The organism is Lysobacter sp. CCNWLW3, assembly GCF_036697405.1.
In the GTDB taxonomy this organism is placed as follows: Bacteria; Pseudomonadota; Gammaproteobacteria; order Xanthomonadales; family Xanthomonadaceae; genus Lysobacter.
Genome location: NZ_JBAHWA010000003.1, coordinates 259590 through 285164, shown reverse-complemented (window position 1 = coordinate 285164; position 25575 = coordinate 259590). Strand labels below are relative to the sequence as shown.

Genomic DNA, 25575 nt, shown 5'->3' with positions numbered 1-25575 from the left:
CTCCGATCGACTGGACCGCTTACGTTTGTCTGCCGTGCGCGAAGCCCCGATCCGCCACGTCCTGCTGATCCACGGCGCGGGCGGTGGCGGCTGGGAATGGACCCTGTGGTGCGAACTGCTGCGCGCGCGCGGCCTGCTCGCGCACGCGCCCGACCTGCGGCCGGCGCCAGGCGGCCTGGCTTCGACCGGCTTCGACGATTACGCCGCCCAGGCGCGCGCCGCGCTGGAGGCGCTGCCGCGGCCGCGCGCGCTGATCGGCGCCAGTCTCGGCGGCCTGCTCGCGTTGCGCTGCGCCGATGCCGCCGACGCGCTGGTGCTGGTCAATCCGCTGCCGCCCGCGCCCTGGTCGGCGCGCATGCCGGGGCGCGACTGGCCGGCGCTGGTGCCCTGGCGTCGCGACGCGCGCCTGGCCTCGACCCGGCGCGCGCTGCCCGACGCCGACGACGCGGGCGCGCTGTACGCCTACCGGCGCTGGCGCGACGAATCCGGCGCGGTGCTGCGCGCGGCCCAGGCCGGCATCGCGGTCGCCGCGCCCGCCTGCGCGACCTTGTGCGTGGCTTCGGCCCGGGACGAGGACGTGCCGCCCGAACTTTGCGCAGAACTGGCGCGGGCCTGGGGCGCGGAGCTGTTGCAGGCGCCGTCGCCCAGCCATGTCGGCCCGCTGCTGGGCCGCGGCGCGGTCGAATTGGCCGGCCGCGTGGCCGACTGGCTGTCGGCCAGGTAAACGCCGCCAGGGCCGGCAGCGAAACCGGGCCCGGATTCAGCCGGCGTTGACCGCCGCGACCGGACGATGCGCTCCACGCCATCCCGGCGTGTGGAGCCCGCCATGAAGCGCCTGTCCGTTACCGCCCTGAGCCTGGTCCTCGCCGCCGCCACCGGCGCCGCATCGGCGCAGTCCTATCCGCAGAACGGCTACGGTTCGGCCTACCCGAACAGCTATCCGGCTTCTTCGGGTTCGCAGGTCGACTATGCGCGCGTGCTGCGCGTCGATCCGGTGTTCGATTCCTACAACGGCGGCCAGTACGGCGGCCAGCGCTGCTACGAGCGTCCGACCTACGTCAACGGCGGCGGTTACGACGGCTACGACGATCGCGGCTACGACGACGATTACCGTCGCGACGAGGGCTACACCGACCAGTACGGCAACTACCGCCGTTCCGCCGGCACCGAGACCGGCCGCACCGTGGCGACCGTGATCGGCGGCATCCTCGGCGCCGCGGTCGGCAGCCAGGTCGGCGGCGGCAGCGCGCGTTATGCGACCTCGGCGATCGGTTCCATGGTCGGCGGCATGGCCGGCCGCAGCGTCTACGAGCAGAACAAGCGCAGCAGCAATCGCGACCGCGTCGGCACAGTGCGCGTCTGCGATCCGGTCCAGAACACCGGCTACGGCGGCGACGACCGCGCGGTCAGCGCTTACGACGTGACCTACGAATACGGCGGCCGCAGCTACCGCACCCGCACCAACTACCACCCCGGCGACAAGATCCGCGTGCGCGTGGACGTGCGTCCGGAGTAAGGACGCCGCGACGGTCGGGCGCGGCGACGCGCCTGCGGCCGATCGGCCGGCGACAGAGCAAGGGCCAGCGCGAGCTGGCCCTTTTTTTGTCCGCGGCGCGGCTCCGCTGCGGCTGCGTGCGTCGCCGCGCCTTGCTGACATTCCGCTGCCCGTTGAGGCAAACACAAGGAACAAAGGTAATGAACAAGCGTATAGGGAAGTTCGCGCTCGCCGCCGTGCTGGTGTTGACGGCGGGTTCGGCGCTGGCGGCGCAAGTGTTTGGCGTGTGGGGTCAGGGAAGGACCGAGGGTGAGCGCGCGGCGATGCGATTTCGATAGGCCGCCAGATGTGCATCAACCAGGGTTACAGCGGCGCCTGGGTGGAAGCGGTGCAGACCTATCCGTCCGGCGGCGGCCACATCACCTACGGCCTGGCCGAGTGCAGCTGATCGGAACGCTGGGCCGGGGCGTGTACGTCTTGGCCCAGTCAGTCCGGCGGCATTGGCCGTGCGCGTATGGAGCCGCGTTGCGCCTTGGGAAAGTTCGAGTCGATGGAGAGTGTCCGACTCGGGCGGCCCTAAGGCGACTTCGGATCAGGCGAAAGCTCAGGCGCCATATCGCACGCACAAGAGCAGGGTGATCGCTCCTGCCAATCCCAGCAAGGCGCCCGCGGCCTCCGCGCGCGCCTGCCGCCAGCGCGACCTGAAGCAGATGGCGACAGCCAAGGCCGTCATGGCGACGAGTATGCAAACGGCTCCCGCCGATCACCCACCAGGACGTTGCCAGCAGCGCACCGAGGAAATCGGTGAGTTTGCTATTGCCACGAGTACGGCTCATGTCAGTGTTTGTTGTTCAGTGCGGCGGCCAACACGGTCATGGCCAAGGCCGCCGCAGCCAGCGTCATGAGGACGGTGTCCGTCGTCAGGCCGTAGCCGTCGATCTTCGCCGTTCGAGCAGGCGCGGCGCGCAGGTACAGCACGACGACCGATTGACCTTCGGAGAGGCGACGAAAGCCCCGGCCCGTGGTCGATTCGAAACGGTGTTCGTTGCCCGAGGGGTCGTGGAAACCAATCAGCGGAAATTGCGCGCACACGGTCCTATTCCAGAACCGGCTGCTCGCCTGGCAATCCGCGCGCAAGGCCAGGACCGTGCCTTCGGCGCGACTCATCCGCGCATCCGCCGAGACCCGGTCGATACGGGTCTGCCAAGCCGCCGCCGCGAGCGCGACAGTGATCGCCAGCAGGGAGATGACGCTGCGGTTTATCGATAGCTGCATGGAGGGGCTGCGCCTTGAGCCGAATCTGGGGCCGCTCGTTGAGCATCGCATCGACTGCTCGGGTCACCGCCTCCTACCAATCGATATGCCCGCTCACGATCGGATGCACCTGGCCGCCGGACCAGACGTCGCCGTCGGCGTCCACGTGCAGTTGCAGGCGCGCGTCGAAGCCGACTTCGCGGCCCTGGCTGACGGTGTAGCGGCCGTCGCGGCCGGGCAGGGCGCCGTTGTGCTGCAGCCAGGCGGCCAGGGTGGCGTTGGCCGCGCCGGAGGCCGCGTCCTCGAACTGCGCCGGCGCGCCGACGAAGGCGCGCACCACCAGGTCGTAGTCGCGGCCGGCGTCGGCGCGCGCGAACGCGCACAGGCCCATGCTGTCGGTGGCTTCGGCGAGCGCGCCGATCGCGGCCCAATCCGGCGCCGCACCGCGCAGGGCGGCTTCGTCGCGCAGTTCGGCCAGCCACCAGCGGCGGCCGCCGTCCATCAGCGCCGGCGGCAGCGCGCCCAGCGGCAGGCCGCGCAAAGCGGCGCTCAGGCGCGGATCCGCGGCGTCGGCGGTTTCCAGCGCCCGCGCGCGCGGCGTGCGCACCGCAATCGTGCGCGCGGCGCCCGCGCCGTCCACCGCCAGCGGCAGCAGGCCGGCCACGCCTTCCTGCAGCAGAAGGCCGTCGACCGGCGCGGCCAGGCCGGCGTCCAGCACCACATGCGCGGTGCCCACGCTGGGATGGCCGGCGAACGGCACTTCGCGGCGCGGGCTGAACATGCGGATGCGATAGCTCGCGCCCGGCGCGCTGGGCGCGAACACGAAGGTGGTCTCGGGCAGTCGGGTCCAGCGCGCGATCGCCTGCATGGCGTCGTCGTCCAGGCCCTGCGCATCCAGCACCACCGCGAGCGGGTTGCCGGCGCCGGGACGGTCGGCGAATACGTCCAATTGCAGATAGCGGCGCTTCATTGTGGGCGGATCATCGTGGGATCGCGTCGCGGCGTGGGGTCCGCTGGGTCGCGAAGCTTACCAATCGGCGCGGCCGTGGATAACCGCCTGGACCCGGCCGCCGATCCAGATCTCGCCGTCCTCGTCCAGGGCGACCTCGACCCGGCCGTCGCGGCCGAGCTCGCGGCCCTGGCTGGCGACATAGCGCGAACCGCCGCCGGGGAAGCTGCCATCGGCCGCGAGCTGGGCGCCGATGGAGGCGTTGGCGCTGCCGGTGACCGGGTCCTCGGGAATGTTGTCGGCGGGGCAGAAGACGCGCACCGCGAGTTGGTGGTCGGCCGCGTCGGCAGGGGCGTACACCGCCACCCCCAGCGCATTGCTGGCGCGGCTCAGGGTCGAGATCGCGGGCAGGTCCGGCGCCAGCGCGCGCACCGCGGCGGCATCGCCAAGCTCCAGCACCCACCAGCGGGCGCCGTTGTCCCACAGCGCCGGCGGCCGTTCGCCCAGCGCCAGCGGCGCGGTCACCGCGGCCAGGGCGGTCTCGACCGCGGCCGGATCGGCGAGCTCGGCGGGCTCGATGCGCCGCGAGCGCGGCGCCCGCACCGAGACCAGCGCGCGTGCGCCGCTGCCGGCCACGCGCACCGGCAGCAGGCCGGCCGCGCAGTCCTGCACCAGCGCGCCCTCGCGCGGCGTGGCCAGGCCGGCGTCGATCGCGGCCCAGGCCGCGCCCACGCTGGGGTGGCCGGCGAAGGCCAGCTCCTGGCGCGGGGTGAAGATGCGCACCCGGTAGTCCGCGCCCTCGACCGGCGGCAGCAGGAAGATGGTTTCCGACAGGTTGGTCCAGGCCGCGAAGGCCTGCATGGCCGCGCTGTCCAGGCCGTCGGCGTTCAGGACCACGCCCAGCGGATTGCCGGCGCCCGGCCGGTCGGCGAACACGTCCAGTTGCAGGTAGCGGCGCAGGGTCATGGCGGTCTCGGGCGCGGGGCCGGCGGGCCAGTAGAACCGTTCCGTCGCGGTCGTTCCAGTGTTGCGCGTACCGGCCGGCCTGCGCCGGCGCTTTCCCGTTTAGAATCGCAGCCTCATGCCCGCGGCGCGGGCGAGCGCGACCCTCCTGCTCGACCCGTTGCGGCCGACTCCGGCCTCCAGCGGGCGCAGTCGTCGCGCCCGGCGGCCGCGGCATGGTTCCCAAGCACACGCCCGGCCGCGGCCGGGCATCGATCAGAGCGCGACAACAGACCGGAGACAGTGGCGGTGGCGGAAGCATCTCGTTGGGTAGTACTCAAGTTCGGCGGCACTTCGGTGTCCCGCCGCAACCGTTGGGACACCATCGGACGCCTCGCCTCCAAACGCATGCACGAGGAAGGCGTGCGCGTCGTGGTCGTGGTCTCGGCGCTGTCGGGCGTGACCAACGAATTGCAGGCGATCGCCAGCGCGCCCGAGGGCGCGCAGGACGGGATCGGCGCGCGCGTGCAGGCCCTGGTCGAGCGCCACCGCGCGTTCTGCGCCGAACTCGATCTCGACCCCGATGCCGTGCTGGGCGAGCGACTGGCCGCGCTGCAGGCGCTGGCGGTCGACCCGCGCGCGGCCGCGCGCGCCCTGGATTGGCAGGCCGAAGTGCTGGCCCAGGGCGAGTTGCTGTCCTCGACCATCGGCACCGCCTACCTGCGCAGCCAGGGCCTGGACTTCGGTTGGTGCGATGCGCGCGAGTGGTTGGACGCGGTTTCGCTGCCCAATCAGAGCGCCTGGGCGCGCCGCTTGTCGGTGAACTGCCGGCGCGACCCCGATCCGGAATTCGCCGCGCGTTTCGCGCGCCAGGCCGCGCCCATGCTGCTGACCCAGGGCTTCATCGCCCGCCACGACGACGGCGGCACCGCGATCCTGGGCCGCGGCGGTTCCGATACCTCGGCCGCGTACTTCGGCGCGCTGCTGAAGGCGCAGCGGGTCGAGATCTGGACCGACGTGCCCGGCATGTTCAGCGCCAATCCGCGCGAAGTGCCCGATGCGCGCCTGCTCGCCCGCCTGGACTACGCCGAGGCGCAGGAAATCGCGACCACCGGCGCCAAGGTGCTGCACCCGCGTTCGATCGCGCCCTGCCGCGACGCCGGCGTGCCGATGGCGATCCTGGACACCGAACGCTTCGACCTGCCGGGTACGCGCATCGACGCCAGCGCGGCGACCGTGCCTGGGGTCAAGGCGATCAGCCGCCGCAACGGCATCGTGCTGGTGTCGATGGAAAGCATCGGCATGTGGCAGCAGGTCGGCTTCCTGGCCGACGTGTTCGAACGCTTCAAGCGCCACGGCCTGTCGATCGACCTGATCGGTTCCTCGGAAACCAACGTCACCGTGTCGCTGGACCCGAGCGAGAACCTGGTCAACAGCAACGTGCTGGAGGCGTTGTCGGCCGATCTGGCCGAGGTCTGCCGGGTCAAGGTGATCGCGCCCTGCGCGGCGATCACCCTGGTCGGGCGCGGCATGCGCTCGCTGCTGCACCGCCTGTCGGACATCTGGGCCGCGTTCGGGCGCGAGCGCGTGCACCTGATCTCGCAGTCCTCCAACGACCTCAACCTGACCTTCGTGATCGACGAGGCCGACGCCGACGGCCTGCTGCCGCACCTGCACCACGAGCTGATCCGCGGTGGCGCGATGCCGGTGCGCGACGACAGCGTATTCGGCCCCAGCTGGCGCGAGATCGCGCACGGCAAGCCCACGCGCGCCCCGGCCTGGTGGCGTGGCGCGCGCGCACGCCTGCTCGAAGCCGCCGCGGCCGGTACGCCGCGCTACGTCTACGACCTGGCGACGGTGCGCGCACGCGCGCGTTCGCTGCGCGAGACGCAGTCCATCGACCGCTGCTACTACGCGATCAAGGCCAACTCGCACCCCGAGATACTGCGCGCCATCGCCGACGAAGGCTTCGGCCTGGAGTGCGTGTCGCTGGGCGAGATCGAACGCGTGTTCGAGACCCTGCCGCGGATCGAGCCGGCGCGCGTGCTGTTCACCCCCAGCTTCGCGCCCCAGCGCGAATACGCGGCCGCGTTCGCGCGCGGCGTCACCGTCACCCTCGACAACATCGAGGCGCTGCAGAACTGGCCGGAGCTGTTCCGCGACCGCTCGATCTGGCTGCGCATCGATCTGGGCCACGGCGAAGGCCATCACGAGAAGGTCCGCACCGGCGGCGTCGCGGCCAAGTTCGGCCTGCCGATGTCGCGCTTCGATGCCTTCGTCGAACACGCGCGCCGTCTCGGCGTGCGCATCTCCGGCCTGCACGCGCACCTGGGCAGCGGCATCGACGATCCGCGCCACTGGCGCGGCGTGTACGCGCAGTTGGCCGGCTTGGCCGACGGCATCGGCACCATCGAGACCATCGACATCGGCGGCGGTTTGCCGATCGCCTACACGCCCGAGGCGCCGGAGTTCGACCTCGCCGCCTGGCGCGCCGGCCTGGCCGAGATCAAGGCCGCCTACCCGCGCTACGGCCTGATCGTCGAGCCGGGCCGCTACCTGGTCGCCGAAAGCGGCGTGCTGTTGCTGACCACGACCCAGGTGGTCGAGAAGGACGGCGTGCGCCGGGTCGGCGGCGATGCCGGCATGAACGCGCTGATGCGTCCGGCCATGTACGAGGCTTATCACGGCATCCACAACCTCAGCCGCCTGGACGACGCCGACCAGGTCGCCTTCGACGTGGTGGGCCCGATCTGCGAGAGCAGCGATGTGCTCGGTCGCGGCCGCCCGCTGCCGCGGGCGACGGCCGAGGGCGACGTGCTGCTGGTCGCCGACGCCGGCGCCTACGGCATGGCCATGGCGCATACCTACAACCTGCGGGCGCTGCCCGCCGAGCAAGTACTGCAAGAAGGTGATCTGTAATGACTGATTGGCGTTTCCAGCGCGATGCGATCCGCGCGTTCCGTTTCGTGCGTTGCGGTTTCGATGCGGCGAGCGGCGTGGCGCAGCTGGTCTACGCGTTCGACGAGGGCCCGGAGCTGATCGAAACGATCACCGTGCCGGGCGCGCCGTTCGCGCTGGACGAGGCGCGCGCCGCCGCGGTCGAACGCGCGCTGCGCCTGCTGCACCTGATCGCGGGCGTGAGCTACTACAAGGCGGCGGTGCCGGAGCAAATCCGCATCGACTCCTATGAGATCGACGCCGACACCGCGGCGCTGCTGGAACTGATCTACGTCAACGGCCTGGGCGAGTTCGCCTACCGCAACGGCCTGAACCTGCATGGCCGCATCCGCTTCCCGCACACCGCCGCGGCGGCGCCGCAGGCGCCGGCGCTGGGCCTGCGCGGGCACGCCCTGGTCGCGATCGGCGGCGGCAAGGATTCGCTGGTCAGCATCGAAGCGCTGCGCAGCCTGGGCGTGGACCAGACCGTGACCTGGATCGGCGGCTCGCAGCTGATCGCGGCCTGCGCCCAGCGCACCGGCCTGCCCACGCTCAACCTGGGCCGCGCGCTGGCGCCGCAGCTGTTCGACTACAACCGCGAAGGCGCCTGGAACGGGCATATTCCGGTCACCGTGGTGAATTCGGCGATCATGGTGCTGGCGGCGCTGTTGCACGGCGTCGATCAAGTGGTGTTCTCCAACGAGCGCTCGGCCAGCTACGGCAGCCTGATCGAAGGCACCGGCGAGGTGAACCACCAGTGGTCCAAGGGCTGGGCCTGCGAGCAGGCCTTCGGCGATCACGTGCAGCGCCAGGTCGCCGCCGATCTGCGCTACTACTCGCTGCTGCGGCCGCTCAGCGAACTCGCGGTGGCGCGCCAGTTCGCGCGCAGCGATCGTTACGACGCCCACTTCAGCAGCTGCAACCGCAACTTCCACATCCTCGGCGAACGCCCGGCCAATCGCTGGTGCGGGGTCTGCCCGAAGTGCCACTTCGTGTTCCTGGCGCTGGCGCCGTTCATGCCCAAACCGCGCCTGGTCGGCATCTTCGGCCGCAACCTGCTCGACGACACCGCCCAGATCGGCGGCTACGACGCGCTGCTGGAATACAAGGACCACAAGCCCTTCGAATGCGTGGGCGAGGGCCGCGAGTCGCGCGCCGCGATGGCGGCCCTGAGCGAGCGCCCGGAGTGGCGCGAGGACGCGCTGGTCGAACGCTTCGCGCGCGAGATCCGTCCGCAACTGGACGCCGACGAATTGCGCATCGAGCCCTTGCTGGTGCTCGACGACGAGCAGCGCCTGCCGCCGGCCTTGTGGGAGCGCCTGCGTGCGCATTTCGCAGCTTGAAGGGCGCCGCCTGGCGCTGTGGGGCTGGGGCCGCGAAGGCCGTGCCGCCTACCGGCTGCTGCGCGAGCGCCTGCCCGGACAGACCCTGACCCTGTTCTGTTCGCAGGACGAGGCGGCCGATGCGCGCGCGCTCGGCGACGCCCGCCTGCTGATCGAGACCGCGGCCAGCGCCGAGCGCCTGGGCGCGTTCGAGTTCGTGATCAAGTCGCCGGGCATCAGCCCCTATCGCGCCGAGGCCGTGGCCGCGGCGGAGCAGGGCGCGCGTTTCCTCGGCGGCACCGCGCTGTGGTTCGGCGAGCATCCCGATGCGCGCACGGTCTGCGTGACCGGCACCAAGGGCAAGAGCACCACCACCTCCTTGCTCGCCCATTTGCTGCGCGCGGCCGGCCATCGCACCGCCCTGGCCGGCAACATCGGCCTGCCGCTGCTGGAGTTGATGGCGCCGCCGCAGGCGCCCGAGTTCTGGGCGATCGAGTTGTCCAGCTACCAGACCGGCGACGTCGCCGCCGGCGGTGTGCGCCCGGAGATCGCGGTCGCGCTGAACGTGTTTCCCGAGCACCTGGACTGGCACGGCTCGCATGCGCGCTATGTCGAGGACAAGCTGCGCCTGCTGACCGAAGCCAAGCCGCGCATCGCCGTGCTCAACGCCAACGACGCGACCCTGGCCGGGCTGAGCCTGCCCGCCAGCCAGGTGCGCTGGTTCGGCCGCGAGGACGGCTGGCACCTGCGCGGCGACGCCCTGCATCGCGGCGATGCGCGGATCATGGACACCGCCGCGCTGCCGCTGCCGGGCCGCCACAACCGCGGCAACCTGTGCGCGGTGCTGACCGCGATCGAGGCCCTGGGCCTGGACGCCGCGCCCCTGGCCGCGCACGCGGCCGGCTTCCGCCCGCTGCCGCATCGTCTGCAGCCGATCGGCACGCGCGAGGGCATCGGCTACGTCAACGATTCGATCAGCACCACCCCGCACGCCAGCCTGGCCGCGCTGGACTGCTACGACGGCCAGCGCATCGCGATCCTGGTCGGCGGCCACGACCGCGGCGTCGATTGGGGCGTGTTCGCCGATGCGATGCGGCGCAAGGCGCCGCGGGCGATCGTGACCATGGGCGAGAACGGCCCGCGCATCCACGCCTTGCTGGCGCCGCTGGCGGCGCAATCCGACTTCCGCTTGAGCGCGGCGCGGGACCTGGCCGAAGCGATGGCGCAGGCCCGCGACGCCCTGGCCGGCGACGGCGTGGTGCTGCTGTCGCCGGGCGCGCCCAGCTTCGGCCCCTACCGCGACTACGTCGCCCGCGGCCGCCATTTCGCCGAACTGGCCGGATTCGACCCGGACGCGATCAGCTCGATCCCGGGGCTCGGCATCGCCTGAGCCTGGCGCGACCGCCTTCACATCGAGGCGTCATTCCGGCGAGTTAGGCTGCGCGCTTACCTCAGGGAGAATCCGCCATGCGCCGTCGTCTCGTAGCCGCGATCGTTCTCGTGTTGTGCGCAGCGCCCGCGTTCGCGGCGATGCAGGCCAAGCCGGTGAAGTGGAAAGTCGGCAAGGAGTCCTTCACCGGCGTGCTGGTCTACGACGACGTCAACGCGATCAAGCGTCCGGGCCTGGTGATGGTGCCGAACTGGAAGGGCGTGAGCCCGGCCGCGATCGAGCGCGCCAAGCACATCGCCGGCGACGACTACGTGGTGCTGGTGGCCGATGTCTACGGCAGCAAGATCCGTCCCAAGGACGACAAGGCGGCCGCCAAGGTCGCCGGCCCCTTGCGCGCCGACCGGCCCAAGCTGCGCGCGCGCATCGAGGAAGCGGTCAAGGTGCTCAAGGCCCAGGCCGGCAAGGCGCCGGTGGACGCGGACAGGATCGGCGCGCTGGGTTACTGCTTCGGCGGCAGCACGGTGCTGGAACTGGTGCGAGGCGGCAGCGAGCTGGCCGGCGTGGTCAGCTTCCACGGCGGCCTGTCCACCGACCTGCCGGCCCAGGACGACGGCGCGCGCACGCCGGTGCTGGTGCTCAACGGCGCCGACGACCGCGGCATCACCGACCAGGACATCGCCAGCTTCGAGAAGGAAATGGACGCCGCCGGCGCCGACTGGCAGTTCGTCAACTTCAGCGGTGCGGTGCACTGCTTCGCCGAGGCGGAAGCCAACAATCCGCCGGGCTGCGTCTACAACGAGCGCGCGGCCAAGCGCGCCGAGCGCATGATGCGCGACTTCTTCGCGGAACGGTTCGCGGGCCAGTAGCCATGACGGAGGCGTCGTCGCCGGGCTTGCGCGCTCCGAAGCACGAGCGCGCAGGCCGATGAGCGTGATCGAGCACAGCCGGACGCTGCCCGGCTCGCCGGAAGCCCTGTTCGATCTGACCCAGGACTATTCGGTGCGTTTGCGCTGGGATCCGTTCCCGCACAGCTACCGCTTCCTGGCGCCTGCCACCGGCCCCGAGCCCGGTGCGCTGGTGGTGGTGCGCGCGCGCAACGGTCAGTCGATGACGGTGCGCTATGTCGGCTACAACCGCCCGCGCGCGGCCGCTATCGACATGGTCGAAGGGCCTTGGTACATCTCGGCGTTCGCGGGCGCCTGGTCGTTCAAGCGCGTGTCGGAACAGGAGACGCGGGTGACCTTCAAGTACCGCGTGGTCGCCGGGCCGCGGGCGCTGGCCTGGCTGATCCAGCCGCTGCTGAACCGGTCGTTTCTCGGACATGCGCGCAGGCGCCTGGGCGCGCTGCATGCCTATGTCGCAAGCGGCGGCCTGGAGCGCCGGACCTAGGAGCGGCCGCCTGGCGTCGCACCGCTCAGTGGTCGCGGCTGACCGCGTAGTGGGCCAGGCCGCGCAGCGCGGCGGTGTAGTCGTTCTCGTCCAGTCCGTCCAGCGCGGTTTCGGCGGCGTCGGCGTAGTCGCGCGCGCGCTGGCGGCTGTAGTCCAGTCCGCCGCTGACGTGGATCGCGGCCATCACCTCCGGCATCGCGTCGGTGTCGCCGTGCTCGACCGCCGCGCGCAGGCGCGCGCGGACCGCGTCGTCGCTGTGCGCGATCGCGTGGATCAGCGGCAGCGTGGCCTTGCCCTCGGCCAGGTCGTCGCCGAGGTTCTTGCCCAGGGTCTGGGCGTCGGAGGCGTAGTCGAGCACGTCGTCGGCGATCTGGAAGGCGTAGCCCAGGGCCATGCCGTAGTCGTGCAGGCGTTGCTGGGTGGCCGCGTCGGCGCCCGAAAGCAGCGCGCCCAATCGGGTCGCGGCCGCGAACAGCACCGCGGTCTTGCGCTCGATCACCCGCAGGTAAGCGCCTTCGTCGGTGTCCGGGTTGCGCACGTGCAGCAGTTGCAGCACCTCGCCCTCGGCGATGGCGTTGGTGGTGTCGGCGAGGATCTTCATCACCTCCATGCGGTCCAGCTCGACCATCAGCTGGAAGCTGCGCGAGTACAGAAAGTCGCCCACCAACACGCTGGCGGCGTTGCCCCAGACCGCGTTGGCGGTCTTGCGGCCGCGGCGCAGGTCGGACTCGTCGACCACGTCGTCGTGGAGCAGGGTGGCGGTGTGGATGAACTCGACCACGGCCGCCAGCTGGTGCGCGTCCGGCCCGCGGTGGCCCAGGGCCCCGGCCGCCAACAGCAGCAGCATAGGGCGCAGGCGCTTGCCGCCGGCGCCGACGATGTACTCGGCGACCTGGTTGATCAGGACCACGTCCGAGGCCAGCCGGCGCCGGATCAGGGCATCGACCGCCGCCATGTCGTCTCGGGCCAGGGATTGGATGGTCGCCAGGTCGGGGACGGTCAGGGACGGTGCGCTGGAGGGCATGGGACGGCCGCTACGGTGGGGGAAGAAAGTATAGAGCGAGGCCGCGTTCAGCCGAATGGCCCGGGTCGCCATGGGCGCAGCGCGGGCCATGGCCTCCCGGGTCCTCTGTATGGATTCTCTGCGCTCTATGTATGTGTGATTGACGCAATTCGCTACGCGAATTCGCAAGGCTATAGGGGATTTCCCTATTCGATGGGGGCACAAAAGTGACGCACAACGACCGCATGTGACCCGAAAGTTGTTGGCTGTTATGTATTTCGTTTGAGACCCAGTTCCGCTCATTAATGTGCTGTCTGTTGCAGGCTTAGTGTGATGAGTGGCACACTATTTGCAACGGACTCCCGGAAGCCACGGCGGATGGGGTCACGTAGTGCGGAAGGGGATACAGGGACAGGTCGCTGGTGGCGTCCGCGCGCACCGTGGCTCAGACACAGGGCTGAGCACGGTAATTGCACATGTTGGGCACTTATTTAGTGCCTGGGGGCTTCAACCAAAGTCACGCAGCTCGGGTACGCACGACGCGAAGTCGGGCGTGGTCGGCGCGATGGCGCGCAGCGCACCGAACCTTATGACCGAAGCAATGCCTACTTGCGTCGCCGCGCCCGATCGCGCCGCCCGCATCCGTCGTTCGTTCGCGCAATGCGCAGCCTGGGCTTTGCTATTGGTCGCCGGCTCGGTGTCCGCCGCGACCACCGGGACCTGGAACGCGGCCGGCAACACCGCGACCTCGCCTGCGGCGGGCGTCACCGTGACCTGGTCGGGCGCGATCGGCGGCGGCAATCCGTATTCGAACGGCGCCTTCAACACCACCAACTACTGGATCAACCCGTATTCGGGCACGGTTGCCGGCGCGAACTCGCTGAGCATGACGGTCCAGACCAGCAGTTACACGGTCACCGTCGGTTTCAGCAAGGCGGTCGACAACCCGGTGCTCCACATCGACCGCATCGGCGGCATCTCCGGTGGCGTCAACAACTCTTCGGTCTGGACTCTGAGCGGCAACGTTTCCAGCGGCGGAACCGTCAGCCTGACCCGGTTGGCCGGCAACTCGGTGTTCCTGGTCGCCGGCAACAGCTTTCAGCGCGCGACCGGCGGGCCCGCCGAAGGCAACACCGAGTGCGGCACCACCGCGACCAACGGCACCGGCTGCGGTTCGGTGCGCTTCAACGGCACCGGCATCACCAGCCTGACGTTCACCGTCACCAACGTCGACCCGGGTGGCGGCAGCATCGGCGACGGCCTGGAAGCGATCTGGTCGATCGCCGGTTCCGACGTGCGCATCGTCAAGCAGACCCTGGCCAACACCGGCAGCTTCACGTTCACCGGCAGCAACGGCGTAGGTTCGTCGACGCTCAGCACCGCTAGCCTCAATCCGGCCGCTTCGGCGACCTTCGCGATCGCCAACCACAGCCAGCCGATTTCCATCACTGAAGCGGCGGTGGCGGGTTTCGCGCTGCAATCGGCGACCTGCCGCGACCAGAGCAACGCCGTGGTGACCTCGTCGCTGGCCGGCAACGCGCTGACCATCGCCGCGGCCAATTACCGTGCCAACCAGAACATCACCTGCACCTTCGTCAACGCGACCACCTCCGATCTGACGATCAGCAAGAGCGATGCCCCCACCAGCTATACGCCGGGCGGCGCCACCAGCTACACGCTGATCGCGCGCAACTTCGGCGCGGCGACGATCAGCGCCGCGCAGATCAGCGACACCCTGCCCGCCGGCGCGACCTTGTCCGGGCAATGGGGCTGCGCCGCCAGCGCCGGCTCCAGTTGCAGCGCCACCACCGGCGGCACCGTCGGCGGCAACACCGTTTCGCTCACCGTGAACCTGCTCGCCAACGGCACGGCCACCATCACTGTACCGGTGGCGTTCAACGCCAACGCCGGCGCTTACTGACCCGTCTGGGCCTCCGCATGAAGACTGCCAACACCCACCCGCTCGCTCGCCCGCTGCAGAACTGCCGCGAGGAGGGCGCCGGATCGCGTCTGTCCCGGACCGTGTCGCGCATCGCGCTCGCCGCGATGCTGCTGCTCGCGGCTCCGCTGGCGCTGGCCCAGACCTTTCCGCCGTCGCTGAGCAACACCGCGTCGATCTCGCCGCCCAGCGGCGTGACCAACAGCGGCGCGTCCTGCACCGGCGCCGGCCGCAGCTTCAGCGGCGGCGTCTGCTCCTCCACCGACACCAACACGCTGGCGGTTTCGTCCGACCTGGCGATCAGCAAGACCGGCACCGCCAGCGTCAACCAGGGCGGCACCGTCACCTACACGATCCGGGCCTGGAACAACGGCCTCAGCGGCTCGCTGGCCGCGACCATCGCCGACACCGTGCCGGCCAACCTGACCGCGGTCAGCTGGACCTGCGCCGGCACCGGCGCGGGATCGAGCTGCAGCGCGGCCAGCGGCACCGGCAACAGCATCAATCTGACCGCGAACCTGCCGGTCGATACCGGCGCGACCACCACCCCGGACACCGCGTTCGTCACCATCACCGTGACCGGCACCGCGACCACGCCGGGCGCGATCACCAACACCGCGACCGTGACCGCACCGGCCGGCGCCACCGATCCGACGCCGGGCAACAACAGCAGCTCGGCCAACACCACCATCGCCGCGCAGGCCGATCTGGCCATCACCAAGGGCGTGTCCAATAGCGCGCCTATCGTCGGCACCAATGTCACCTTCACTCTGACGGTGACCAACAACGGCCCGGCCGCCGCGGCCGCCGTCACCGTCGCCGACTTGTTGCCGAACGGCTATACCTATGTGTCGGACAACAGTGGCGGCGCTTATGTGCCGGGCACCGGTGCCTGGACCATCGGCGCGCTCGCCAACGGCGCCAGCGCTTCGCTGCAGATCGTGGCGACCGTGCGCGCGACGGGCACCTATGCCAACACCGCGACGGTGACGTCGACCACCGGCGATCCGACCCCGGGCAACAACACCTCGACCTCGACGCCGACGCCGGTCGCTTCCGCCGATCTGTCTATCGTCAAGGGCGTGTCCAACAGCAACCCGGTGGTGGGCGGCAACGTCACCTTCACCCTGACCGTCACCAACAATGGCCCGTCGGCCGCGGCTGCCGTGTCGGTCGCCGATCTGCTGCCCAGCGGCTATACCTACGTCTCGGATAACGGTGGCGGCGCCTACGTCCCGGGCACCGGCGTGTGGACCATCGGTGCGCTCGCCAACGCAGCCTCGGCGTCGCTGCAGATCGTCGCGACGGTCAACGCCAGCGGTACTTACCTCAACAGCGCGACGGTCAGCTCGACCACCAACGACCCGACGCCGGCCAACAACACCGGTACCGCGACCACCACGCCGGTGGCATCCACCGATGTCGCGATCAGCAAGGCCGGCCCTGCGAACGTCAATCAGGGCGGCACCGTCACCTACAACATCTATGTCTGGAACAACGGTCCCAGCGTGGCGACCGGAGCGAGCATCACCGACACCGTGCCGGCCAACCTGACCGGCGTCAGCTGGACCTGCGCCGGCACCGGCGCGGGCGCGACCTGCGGCACGGCCAGCGGCACCGGCAACAACATCAGCCTGAGCGCGAACCTGCCGCTCGACACCGGTGTGGCGAGCGAGCCCAACACCGTGTTCGTCACCATCACCGTGACCGGCACGGCGACCACGCCGGGCGCGATCACCAATACCGCGACGGTGGCGGCACCGGCCGGTGCGAACGACCCGACCCCGGGCAACAACAGCAGCTCGGCCAGCACCACCATCGCCGCCCAGGCCGATCTGGCCATCGCCAAGGGCGTGTCCAACGCGACCCCGATCATCGGCACCAACGTCACCTTCACCCTGACGGTGACCAACAACGGCCCGTCGGCCGCCGCCGCGGTCGCGGTGAGCGATCTGCTGCCGGCCGGCTACACCTATGTCTCGGACAACAGTGCGGGCGCTTACGTGCCGGGCACCGGCGTGTGGACCATCGGCAGTCTCGCCAACGGCGCGTCGACCGCGTTGCAGATCGTGGCCACCGTCAACGCCACCGGCCCGTACGCGAACACCGCGACGGTGTCGTCGACCACTGGCGATCCGACCCCGGGCAACAACACCTCGACCTCGACGCCGGTGCCGGTGGCTTCGGCCGACTTGGTCATGGCCAAGTCGGTGAACAACGCCTCGCCGGTCGTCGGTAGCAATGTCGTGTTCACCTTGACGGTTACCAATAACGGCCCGTCGGCCGCGGCTGCCGTGTCGGTGGCCGATCTGCTGCCCAGCGGCTACAGCTACGTCTCGGATAACGGTGGCGGCGCCTATGTCCCGGGCACCGGCGTGTGGACCATTGGCAGCTTGGCCAACGGTGCGAGCGCATCGCTGCAGATCACGGCGTCCGTCAATGCGACGGGCACTTACCTGAACTCGGCGACGGTCAGTTCGACCACCAACGATCCGACCCCGGCCAACAACACCGGCACCGCCACCACCACGCCGAGCGCGTCCACCGATGTCGCGATCAGCAAGGCCGGCCCTGCGAACGTCAATCAGGGCGGCACCGTCACCTACAACATCTATGTCTGGAACAACGGTCCCAGCGTGGCGACCGGTGCGAGCATCACCGACACCGTGCCGGCCAACCTGACCGGCGTCAGCTGGACCTGCGCCGGCACCGGCGCGGGCGCGACCTGCGGCACGACCAGCGGCACCGGCAACAACATCAGCCTGAGCGCGAACCTGCCCGTCGACAGCGGTGTGGCGAGCGAGCCCAACACCGTGTTCGTCACCATCACCGTGACCGGCACGGCGACCACGCCGGGCGCGATCACCAACACCGCGACGGTGGCGGCACCGGCCGGCGCGAACGACCCGACCCCGGGCAACAACAGCAGCTCGGCCAGCACCACCATCGCCGCGCAGGCCGATCTGGCCATCACCAAGGGCGTGTCCAACGCGACCCCGATCATCGGCACCAATATCGTCTTCACCCTGACCGTCAGCAACAACGGTCCCTCGGATGCGGCGGCGGTTTCGGTCGCCGACCTGCTGCCGAACGGTTACACCTACGTTTCGGACAACAGTGGTGGCGCTTATGTGCCGGGCACCGGCGTGTGGACCATCGGCAGCCTGGCCAATGCGGCCTCGGCTTCGCTGCAGATCACCGCGACCGTCAATCCGACCGGCACCTACCTCAACACCGCCACGGTCAGCTCGACCACGGGCGATCCGACCCCCGGCAACAACACCGCCACCGCAACCACGACGCCGGCGGCCTCGGCCGACCTGGTCCTGGTCAAGGGCGTGTCCAACGCGACCCCGGTCGTCGGCAGCAACGTCACCTTCACCCTGACCGTCACCAACAACGGCCCGTCCGCCGCGGCCGCCGTCTCGGTCGACGACCTGCTGCCGGACGGTTACACCTACGTCTCCGACAACGGTGCGGGCGCCTACGTCTCGGGTACCGGCGTATGGACCATCGGCGGCCTGGCCAACGGTGCGAGTGCATCGCTGCAGATCGTCGCGACGGTCAACGCCACCGGTACCTATCTCAACACCGCGGTCGTCGGTTCGCCGACCAACGATCCGACCCCGGCCAACAACACCGGTACCGCGACCACCACGCCGACCGCTTCGGCCGATCTGGCTATCCGCAAGGTCGGCACCGCGAACGTCAACCAGGGCGGCACCGTCACCTACACCATCCTGGCCTGGAACAACGGCCTGAGCGCGATCTCCGGCGCGACGGTCGACGACACCGTGCCGACCAACCTGACCGGCGTCAGCTGGACCTGCGTCGGCACCGGCAGCGCGAACTGCGCCAGCGCTGCGGGCGTCGGTAATCCCAGCATCGCCGTTGACCTGCCGGTCGATACCGGCGTGGCCAGCGAACCCAACACCGAGTTCGTGACCATCACCGTGACCGGTACGGCGACCACGCCGGGTTCGATCACCAACACCGCCACGGTTTCGGTTCCGGCCGGCGCGGTCGACCCGACCCCGGGCAACGACAGCAGCTCGGCCAACACCGACATCGCGGCGCAGGCCGATCTGGCGATCGTCAAGGGCGTCTCCAACGCCAGCCCGGTCGTCGGCACCACTGTCGTGTTCACCCTGACCGTCACCAACAACGGCCCGTCGGCCGCGGCCGCGGTCTCGGTCGCCGACCTGCTGCCGAACGGCTACACCTACGTCTCGGATAACAGTGGCGGCGCCTACGTGCCCGGCACTGGCGTGTGGACCATCGGTACGCTCGCCGACGCGGCTTCGGCCTCGCTGCAGATCACCGCGACCGTCAATCCGACCGGCACTTACCTCAACACCGCCACGGTCGGCTCGACCACGGGCGATCCGAACCCGGCCAACAACACCGGCAGCGCGACCACGACCCCGGTCGCCTCGACCGACCTGGCCATCGTCAAGGGCGTGTCCAACGCCAGCCCGGCGGTGGGCGACCAGATCACCTTCACCCTGACCGTCACCAACAACGGTCCCTCGGCCGCGACCGGCGTCGCGGTCGCCGATCCGCTGCCGGCCGGCTACGCCTATGTGTCCGACGACAGCTCGGGCGCCTATGTGCCGGGTACCGGTGCCTGGACCATCGGTAACCTCGCCAGCGGCGCCAGTGCCGCGCTGAACATCGTGGTCGCCGTCAACGCCGCCGGCCCGTACGCGAACACCGCCACGGTCACCTCGAGCACCAACGACCCGACCCCGGGCAACAACACCTCGACTTCGACCCCGGGCCCGATCCCGACCGCCGACCTGGCCATCGTCAAGGGCGTGTCGAACGCGAACCCGATCGTCGGCACCAACGTCGTGTTCACCCTGACGGTCACCAACAACGGCCCGTCGCCGGCGGCTGCGGTGTCGGTCGCGGATCTGCTGCCGAACGGTTACACCTACGTCTCCGACAACAGCGCGGGCGCCTACGTCCCCGGCACGGGTGTTTGGACCATCGGTGCGCTCGCCAACGCGGCCTCGGCTTCGCTGCAGATCACCGCAACGGTCAACGCCACCGGCACCTACCTCAACACCGCAACGGTCAGCTCGACCACCGACGATCCGACCCCGGGCAACAACACCGGCACCGCGACCACCACGCCGACCGCCTCGGCCGATCTGGTCATGGCGAAGTCGGTCGACAACGCATTGCCGGTCGTGGGCACCAACGTCGTCTTCACCCTGACGGTCACCAATAACGGTCCGTCGGCTGCGGCCGCGGTCTCGGTCGCCGACCTGCTGCCGAACGGCTACACCTACGTCTCCGACAACAGTGCGGGCGCCTATGTGCCGGGCACCGGTGTATGGACCATCGGTGCGCTCGCCAACGCGGCCTCGGCTTCGCTGCAGATCACGGCTTCCGTGAATGCCACGGGCACCTACGTCAACACCGCCGCGGTCAGCTCGACCACCAACGATCCGACCCCGGGCAACAACACCGGCACCGCGACCACCACGCCGACCGCCTCGGCCGATCTGGTCATGGCGAAGTCGGTCGACAATGCATTGCCGGTCGTGGGCACCAACGTCGTCTTCACCCTGACCGTGACCAATAACGGTCCGTCGGCTGCGGCCGCGGTCTCGGTCGCCGACCTGCTGCCGAACGGCTACACCTACGTCTCCGATAACGGCGCGGGCGCTTACGTGTCCGGCACCGGTGTGTGGACCGTCGGCACCCTGGCCAATGGTGCGAGCGCCTCGCTGCAGATCACGGCTTCCGTGAATGCCACGGGCACCTACATCAACACCGCCACCGTCAGCTCGACCACGAGCGATCCGACTTCGGCCAACAACACCGGCACTGCGACGACCACGCCGGTGGCTTCGGCCGACCTGGTCATGGCGAAGTCGGTGAGCAACGCGACCCCGACGGTCGGCACCAATGTGGTGTTCACCCTGACGGTCACCAACAACGGCCCGTCGGCCTCGGCCGGCGTCTCGGTCGCCGACCTGCTGCCGAACGGCTACACCTACGTCTCCGACAACGGTGCGGGCGCCTATGTCTCCGGCACCGGTGTGTGGACCGTCGGCACCCTGGCCAACGGTGCGAGCGCCTCGCTGCAGATCACCGCAACGGTCAACGCCAGCGGCACCTACCTCAACACCGCCACGGCCAGCTCGACCACCACCGATCCGACCCCGGCCAACAACACCGGCACCGCGACCACCACCCCGGTGGCTTCGGCCGATCTGTCGATCGACAAGGACGACGCCGGCGCTTCGGTGGTGCCCGGCAACAACGTGGTCTACACGATCACCGTCGCCAACGCCGGTCCTTCGGCGGCCTCCTCGATCACGGTCAGCGATGCGATTCCGGCCGGCCTGAGCTTCGTCAGCGCCAACGGCGCCGGCTGGAGCTGCGTCGACAACGCCGGCACCGTGGAATGCTCGCGTCCGACCCTGGCCGCGGGCGCCAATGCAGCGATCACCCTGACCCTGGCGGTGCCGGCCAACTACGGCGGCGCGTCCACGATCAGCAACACCGCCAGCGTCGGCAGTGCCACCGCCGACCCGAACAGCGGCAACGACAGCGATACCGAAACCACGCCGGTGTCGATCTCGATCGACGCCGTCGACGACCCGGCCGCGGTCCTGCCGTTCGCCGGCGGCACCGTGCCGAACGTGACCGTCAACGACACCACCAACGGCGTCGCCGTCGCGATCGGCGTCAACGCCACCGCGCCGACCATCGTCAGCAACGGCGGCCTGACCGGCCTGATCGCCAATCCGGACGGCAGCTTCACCGTGCCGGCCAGCTCGGCCCCGGGCGCCTACACCGTCAGCTACCGCATCTGCACGCTGCCGGCCACTTCGCCGGCCACCTGCGACGATGCCAACGTGCCGGTCGTGGTCGGCCCGGATGCCGTGGACGACACCGCCACCACGCCGCAGAACACTACGCTCAACGCCACCGTCACCGGCGGCGACAGCGCGCCGGTGGGCTCGGCCTACACCCTGGTGACCGGTACCAGCAACGGCACGCTGACCTTCAACGCCGACGGCACCTACACCTATGTGCCCAACGCCAACTACAGCGGCCCGGACAGCTTCAGCTACCGTCTGTGCCTGCCGGCGCCGAACGGCTCGGTCTGCGATACCGCGACCGTGTCGATCACCGTCGGCGGCAATACCGTCACCCCGGTCGACGACAGCGCCAGCACGCCGCAGAACACCCCGGTGGGCATCAACGTGATCGGCAACGACACCACCACCGGCGCGCCGCTCAATCCGGCCTCGGTCAGCATCGTCACGGCGCCGACCAACGGCAGCGTGACCTGCGACAGCGCGGGTCTGTGCACTTACACGCCGAACACCGGCTTCAGCGGCAGCGACAGCTTCGTCTACCGCGTCTGCGACGTTTCCACGCCGACCCCGGTCTGCGCCAACGCCACCGCCACGATCACCGTGGCGCAGGCGGTGATCGTGGCCAACGACGACGACTACAGCGGCTCGCCGGTCAACGGCGCCAGCGGCTCGGCCAACGTCGGCAACGCCCTGAGCAACGACAGCCTCAACGGCGGCGCGATCGACCTGGCCTTCGTCAGCCTCACCGTCAACGACCCGAACCCGGGCGATGGCGTCGCGGTTGCGGCCGACGGCACGGTTTCGGTCGCCCCGGGCACTCCGGCCGGCAGCTACGTGATCCCGTACCAGCTGTGCGAGACCGCGCGTCCGAGCAACTGCGACACCGCCTCGATCACCGTGGTGGTCAATGCCGCGCCGATCAATGCGGTGGACGACCCGGTCGCCACGCCGGTCAACGGCAGCACCGGCGGCACCGCCGTGGTCAACGTGCTCGGCAACGACACCCTCAACGGTGGCGCGGCCACGACCAGCAACGTCACCCTGGCGCCGGTCACCAGCGGCCCGCTGACGGTGAATGCCGACGGTACGGTCGATGTCGCGCCGAACACCCCGGCCGGCACCTACACCGTCACCTACCAGATCTGCGAGGTCCTCAACCCGAGCAACTGCGATACCGCCACGGTCACCGTGACGGTCAACGCCGCTCCGATCGACGCCGTCGACGACACCGTCGCCACGCCGGTCAACGGCACCACCGGCGGGACCGGTGTGGTGAACGTGCTGGGCAACGACACCCTCAACGGTGCCGCCGCCATCACCGCCAATGTCACTCTGGCGCCGGTCACCAACGGCCCGCTGACGGTGAACGCCAACGGCACGGTCGACGTCGCGCCGAACACTCCGGCTGGAACCTACACCGCGACCTACCGGATCTGCGAAGTGCTCAACCCGAGCAACTGCGATACCGCGATCGTCACGGTCACGGTCAATGCCGCACCGATCGACGCGATCGACGATACGGTCGCCACGCCGGTCAACGGCAGCACCGGCGCCAGCGGCGTGATCAACGTGCTCGGCAACGACACCCTCAACGGCAGCACGCTGAACCCGGCCGACGTCAGCCTGACGCCGGTCACCAGCGGCCCGCTGACGGTGAACGCCAACGGTACGGTCGACGTCGCGCCGAACACCCCGGCCGGCACCTACACCGTCACCTACCGCATCTGCGAAGTGCTGAATCCGAGCAACTGCGACACCGCTGTGGTCACGGTCACCGTGGTCGCTCCGGCGATCGCTGCGATCGACGACCTGGTCGGCGGTGGCAACGGCATCACCCCGCAGAACACGCCGCTGGTCACCAATGTGTTGGGCAACGACACCCTCAACGGTGCGCCGATCGATCCGGCCCTGGTCAACATCACCATCGCCAGCAACCCGGCGAACGGCACGGTCGTGGTCAACAGCAACGGCACCGTGACCTACACGCCCAATCCGAACTTCAGCGGCAACGACAGTTACACCTACACGATCTGCGAGAAGCTCAACCCGGCCAACTGCGCCACCGCCACCGTCTCGGTGCTGGTGCAGCCCAACCTGGTCGTGGCCACCGACGACGTCGTCACCACCAACCAGCAGACCCCGGTGGCGATCAGCGTGCTCGGCAACGACACCGTGACCAGCGCGCCGCTGGACCCGGCCTCGGTCAGCGTGACCGTGGCCCCGACCAACGGCGCCGTGAACTGCGCCGCGGGGGTATGCACCTACACCCCGAACCAGTTCTTCGCCGGTACCGACAGCTTCAGCTACCGCGTCTGCGACACCTCGGTACCGACCCCGGTCTGCGACACCGCCGTGGTCACCATCACGGTGAACGCCAACGCCCCGGTGCTGCGCCTGAGCAAGCAGTCGGCTCAGCGCTCGGTGAAGATCGGCGACCTGGTCCGCTACACGGTGATCGCCGAGAACGTGGGCGACTCGCCGGCGCGCAACGCGACCCTGGTCGATACGCCGCCCGCGGGCTTCACCTACGTCGACGGATCGCTGAGCGTGGACGACGAAGACAACGCGGCCAGCGTCGGCGGCACCAATCCGCTGCGCATCAACGGCATCGACGTCGCCATCGGTCAGCGCGCCACCATCGTCTACTTCCTGCGCGTCGGCGCCGGCGTGGGCAAGGGCGTGCACAGCAACAGCGTCACCGCGCTCGACGTCAACGGCACTTCGATCGGCAACGTCGCCACCGCCGATGTCGACATGGCCGGCGACCCGCTGCTGGAAGACAGCCTGATCATGGGTACGGTCTACGACGACCGCGACGGCGACGGCTGGCAGGACCCGGCCAAGGCCGGCGGCGTGCGCGTGCAGGGCGGCTTCGCCCCGGGCGCCTACGTCGCGGGTTCCACCACGGTCGACCGCGGCGCCGGCCCGCAGCCGCTGCCCGACGCCAGCGCGCCGCTGCTGCACGGCATCGCGATCGGCGACATCGCCGGCCGCAGCTCCAGCGCCGACGGCGCGCAGCGTCGTCAGGTGGTGGTGCGCCAGACCCTGCGCTCGCTCGACTTCAGCGACGACTTCGTCCTGACCACCGACGAGGGCAGCACCGTGCGCATGAACGCCGCCGGCCAGACCACGATCGAACGCGCTCGCGGCGACGCGGCCAAGGGCCTGACCGCGCAGGACCTGCAGGTCACGCGCCAGGTCAGCCAGCGCGCCGACGGCTACGAGGTCAGCTACACGATCCGCAACGAAGGCATCGACGAGCGCGGCATCCCCGGCGTGCGTATCGCATCGGTGGAGGGCCTGATCATGCAGACCGACGCCTACGGCCGTTACCACCTGGAAGGCATCTCGGGCGGCGACGCCGCACGCGGCCGCAACTTCATCCTCAAGGTCGACCAGGCCACGTTGCCGCCGGGCACGGTGTTCACCACCGAGAACCCGCGCGTGCGCCGCGTGACCCAGGGCGTGCCGACCCGCTTCGACTTCGGCGTCAAGCTGCCCGCCGGCGAGATCCGCGGCGGCGGCAGCCAGACCGATGTCGAGCTGGGCGAGGTGATGTTCGAAGCCGGCAGCGACCAGGTGAAGAGCGACTACGCGCCGATGTTCGGCAAGATCGCCCAGCGCCTGCGCGAGGCCGACGGCGGCAGCGTCACCATCGCCGCCCAGGCCGAAGGCGAGGCCCTGGCCTTCGCCCGCGCCCATGCGGTGCGGGCGGCGCTGAGCAAGGAACTGGAGCCGGCCCTGGCCGAGAAGGTGCGCATCGACGTGGTCGCCGGCACCGACGCCTCGGCGCTGATCAGCCTCGATCAGGCGATCAAGCTGGGCGAGCTGCTGTTCGACACCGACCAGGACACGATCCGTCCGCAATACCGCGGCCTGATTTCGGAAATCGCCAAGACCCTCAACCGCGAAGGTCGCGGTGTGATCGGTATCGTCGGCCGCGCCGATCCGCGCGGCGCCAACGCCTACAACGTCCAGCTCGGCCTGCGCCGCGCCAAGGCCGTGTTCGAGGCGATATCGGCCGAGCTCGAGCCGAAGGTGAGACAGAAGGTGCGAGTGGACATAACTGACGATACCAACGCCCCCGTCGGCGTGGACGGCCGCTGAGGACAT

Annotated in this window: 14 protein-coding genes; 10 read left to right on the top strand and 4 right to left on the bottom strand. The window is 69.9% G+C overall.

The window, feature by feature from the left end; genetic code table 11:
• Positions 1–34: 34 nt before the first annotated feature.
• From V1318_RS08645 to V1318_RS08635, 3 genes are all read left to right on the top strand, one after another.
• Entirely contained in the window at positions 35–724 is a 690-nt protein-coding gene (locus V1318_RS08645) for an alpha/beta fold hydrolase (RefSeq protein ID WP_332939243.1), read from the top strand.
• A gap of 102 nt (positions 725–826) precedes the next feature.
• The gene (locus V1318_RS08640) at positions 827–1516 is read left to right on the top strand and encodes a hypothetical protein (protein WP_332939242.1); all 690 of its coding nucleotides are present in this window, start codon (positions 827–829) and stop codon (positions 1514–1516) included.
• 179 nt (positions 1517–1695) lie between these two features.
• Positions 1696–1833 (top strand): hypothetical protein, encoded by a 138-nt coding sequence (locus V1318_RS08635; RefSeq protein WP_332939241.1) that lies wholly within the window; start codon positions 1696–1698, stop codon positions 1831–1833.
• 499 nt (positions 1834–2332) lie between these two features.
• On the opposite strand, the gene V1318_RS08630 is transcribed toward V1318_RS08635, so the two are convergent.
• From V1318_RS08630 to V1318_RS08620, 3 genes are all read right to left on the bottom strand, one after another.
• Positions 2333–2770, bottom strand: a complete 438-nt coding sequence (locus V1318_RS08630; RefSeq protein ID WP_332939240.1) for a DUF3592 domain-containing protein — start codon at positions 2768–2770, stop codon at positions 2333–2335.
• 73 nt (positions 2771–2843) lie between these two features.
• A complete protein-coding gene (locus V1318_RS08625; protein ID WP_332939239.1) occupies positions 2844–3719 on the bottom strand; it encodes a PhzF family phenazine biosynthesis protein in 876 nt (291 codons plus the stop codon).
• Positions 3720–3776: 57 nt separating this feature from the next.
• The gene (locus tag V1318_RS08620; protein ID WP_332939238.1) at positions 3777–4664 is read right to left on the bottom strand and encodes a PhzF family phenazine biosynthesis protein; all 888 of its coding nucleotides are present in this window, start codon (positions 4662–4664) and stop codon (positions 3777–3779) included.
• 279 nt (positions 4665–4943) lie between these two features.
• Between V1318_RS08620 and V1318_RS08615 the strand changes: the two genes are divergently transcribed.
• The 5 genes from V1318_RS08615 (at position 4944) to V1318_RS08595 (ending at position 11678) form a co-directional block, all read left to right on the top strand.
• Positions 4944–7559, top strand: coding sequence for a bifunctional aspartate kinase/diaminopimelate decarboxylase (locus V1318_RS08615; RefSeq protein WP_332939237.1), 2616 nt, complete (start codon positions 4944–4946; stop codon positions 7557–7559).
• Positions 7559–8920, top strand: a complete 1362-nt coding sequence (gene murL, locus V1318_RS08610; RefSeq protein ID WP_332939236.1) for a UDP-N-acetyl-alpha-D-muramoyl-L-alanyl-L-glutamate epimerase — start codon at positions 7559–7561, stop codon at positions 8918–8920. The genes V1318_RS08615 and murL overlap by 1 nt, the downstream gene beginning before the upstream one ends.
• Positions 8901–10289: a UDP-N-acetylmuramoyl-L-alanine--D-glutamate ligase gene (gene murD / locus V1318_RS08605; RefSeq protein WP_332939235.1), complete on the top strand. Its 1389-nt coding sequence runs from the start codon at positions 8901–8903 to the stop codon at positions 10287–10289. Before murL ends, murD begins: the two co-directional genes overlap by 20 nt.
• 77 nt (positions 10290–10366) lie before the next feature.
• Positions 10367–11155: a dienelactone hydrolase family protein gene (locus tag V1318_RS08600; RefSeq protein ID WP_332939234.1), complete on the top strand. Its 789-nt coding sequence runs from the start codon at positions 10367–10369 to the stop codon at positions 11153–11155.
• 58 nt (positions 11156–11213) lie between these two features.
• Positions 11214–11678: an SRPBCC family protein gene (locus V1318_RS08595; protein WP_332939233.1), complete on the top strand. Its 465-nt coding sequence runs from the start codon at positions 11214–11216 to the stop codon at positions 11676–11678.
• Positions 11679–11703: 25 nt separating this feature from the next.
• Here the strand turns inward: V1318_RS08595 and V1318_RS08590 are convergent, their stop codons facing one another.
• Positions 11704–12702, bottom strand: a complete 999-nt coding sequence (locus V1318_RS08590; protein WP_332939231.1) for a polyprenyl synthetase family protein — start codon at positions 12700–12702, stop codon at positions 11704–11706.
• 580 nt (positions 12703–13282) lie between these two features.
• Between V1318_RS08590 and V1318_RS08585 the strand changes: the two genes are divergently transcribed.
• Positions 13283–14602, top strand: a complete 1320-nt coding sequence (locus tag V1318_RS08585; RefSeq protein ID WP_332939230.1) for a hypothetical protein — start codon at positions 13283–13285, stop codon at positions 14600–14602.
• 17 nt (positions 14603–14619) lie between these two features.
• Complete coding sequence (locus tag V1318_RS08580; protein WP_332939229.1) at positions 14620–25569, top strand: Ig-like domain-containing protein; 10950 nt, start codon at positions 14620–14622, stop codon at positions 25567–25569.
• Positions 25570–25575 lie beyond the last annotated feature (6 nt).

Coding starts and splice junctions, on each gene's coding strand:
- V1318_RS08640 (WP_332939242.1), top strand. CDS start 827: ATGAAGCGCCTGTCCGTTACCGCCCTGAGCCTGGTCCTCGCCGCCGCC.
- V1318_RS08635 (WP_332939241.1), top strand. CDS start 1,696: ATGAACAAGCGTATAGGGAAGTTCGCGCTCGCCGCCGTGCTGGTGTTG.
- V1318_RS08630 (WP_332939240.1), bottom strand. CDS start 2,770: ATGCAGCTATCGATAAACCGCAGCGTCATCTCCCTGCTGGCGATCACT.
- V1318_RS08625 (WP_332939239.1), bottom strand. CDS start 3,719: ATGAAGCGCCGCTATCTGCAATTGGACGTATTCGCCGACCGTCCCGGC.
- V1318_RS08620 (WP_332939238.1), bottom strand. CDS start 4,664: ATGACCCTGCGCCGCTACCTGCAACTGGACGTGTTCGCCGACCGGCCG.
- murL (WP_332939236.1), top strand. CDS start 7,559: ATGACTGATTGGCGTTTCCAGCGCGATGCGATCCGCGCGTTCCGTTTC.
- V1318_RS08600 (WP_332939234.1), top strand. CDS start 10,367: ATGCGCCGTCGTCTCGTAGCCGCGATCGTTCTCGTGTTGTGCGCAGCG.
- V1318_RS08595 (WP_332939233.1), top strand. CDS start 11,214: ATGAGCGTGATCGAGCACAGCCGGACGCTGCCCGGCTCGCCGGAAGCC.
- V1318_RS08590 (WP_332939231.1), bottom strand. CDS start 12,702: ATGCCCTCCAGCGCACCGTCCCTGACCGTCCCCGACCTGGCGACCATC.
- V1318_RS08585 (WP_332939230.1), top strand. CDS start 13,283: ATGCCTACTTGCGTCGCCGCGCCCGATCGCGCCGCCCGCATCCGTCGT.
- V1318_RS08580 (WP_332939229.1), top strand. CDS start 14,620: ATGAAGACTGCCAACACCCACCCGCTCGCTCGCCCGCTGCAGAACTGC.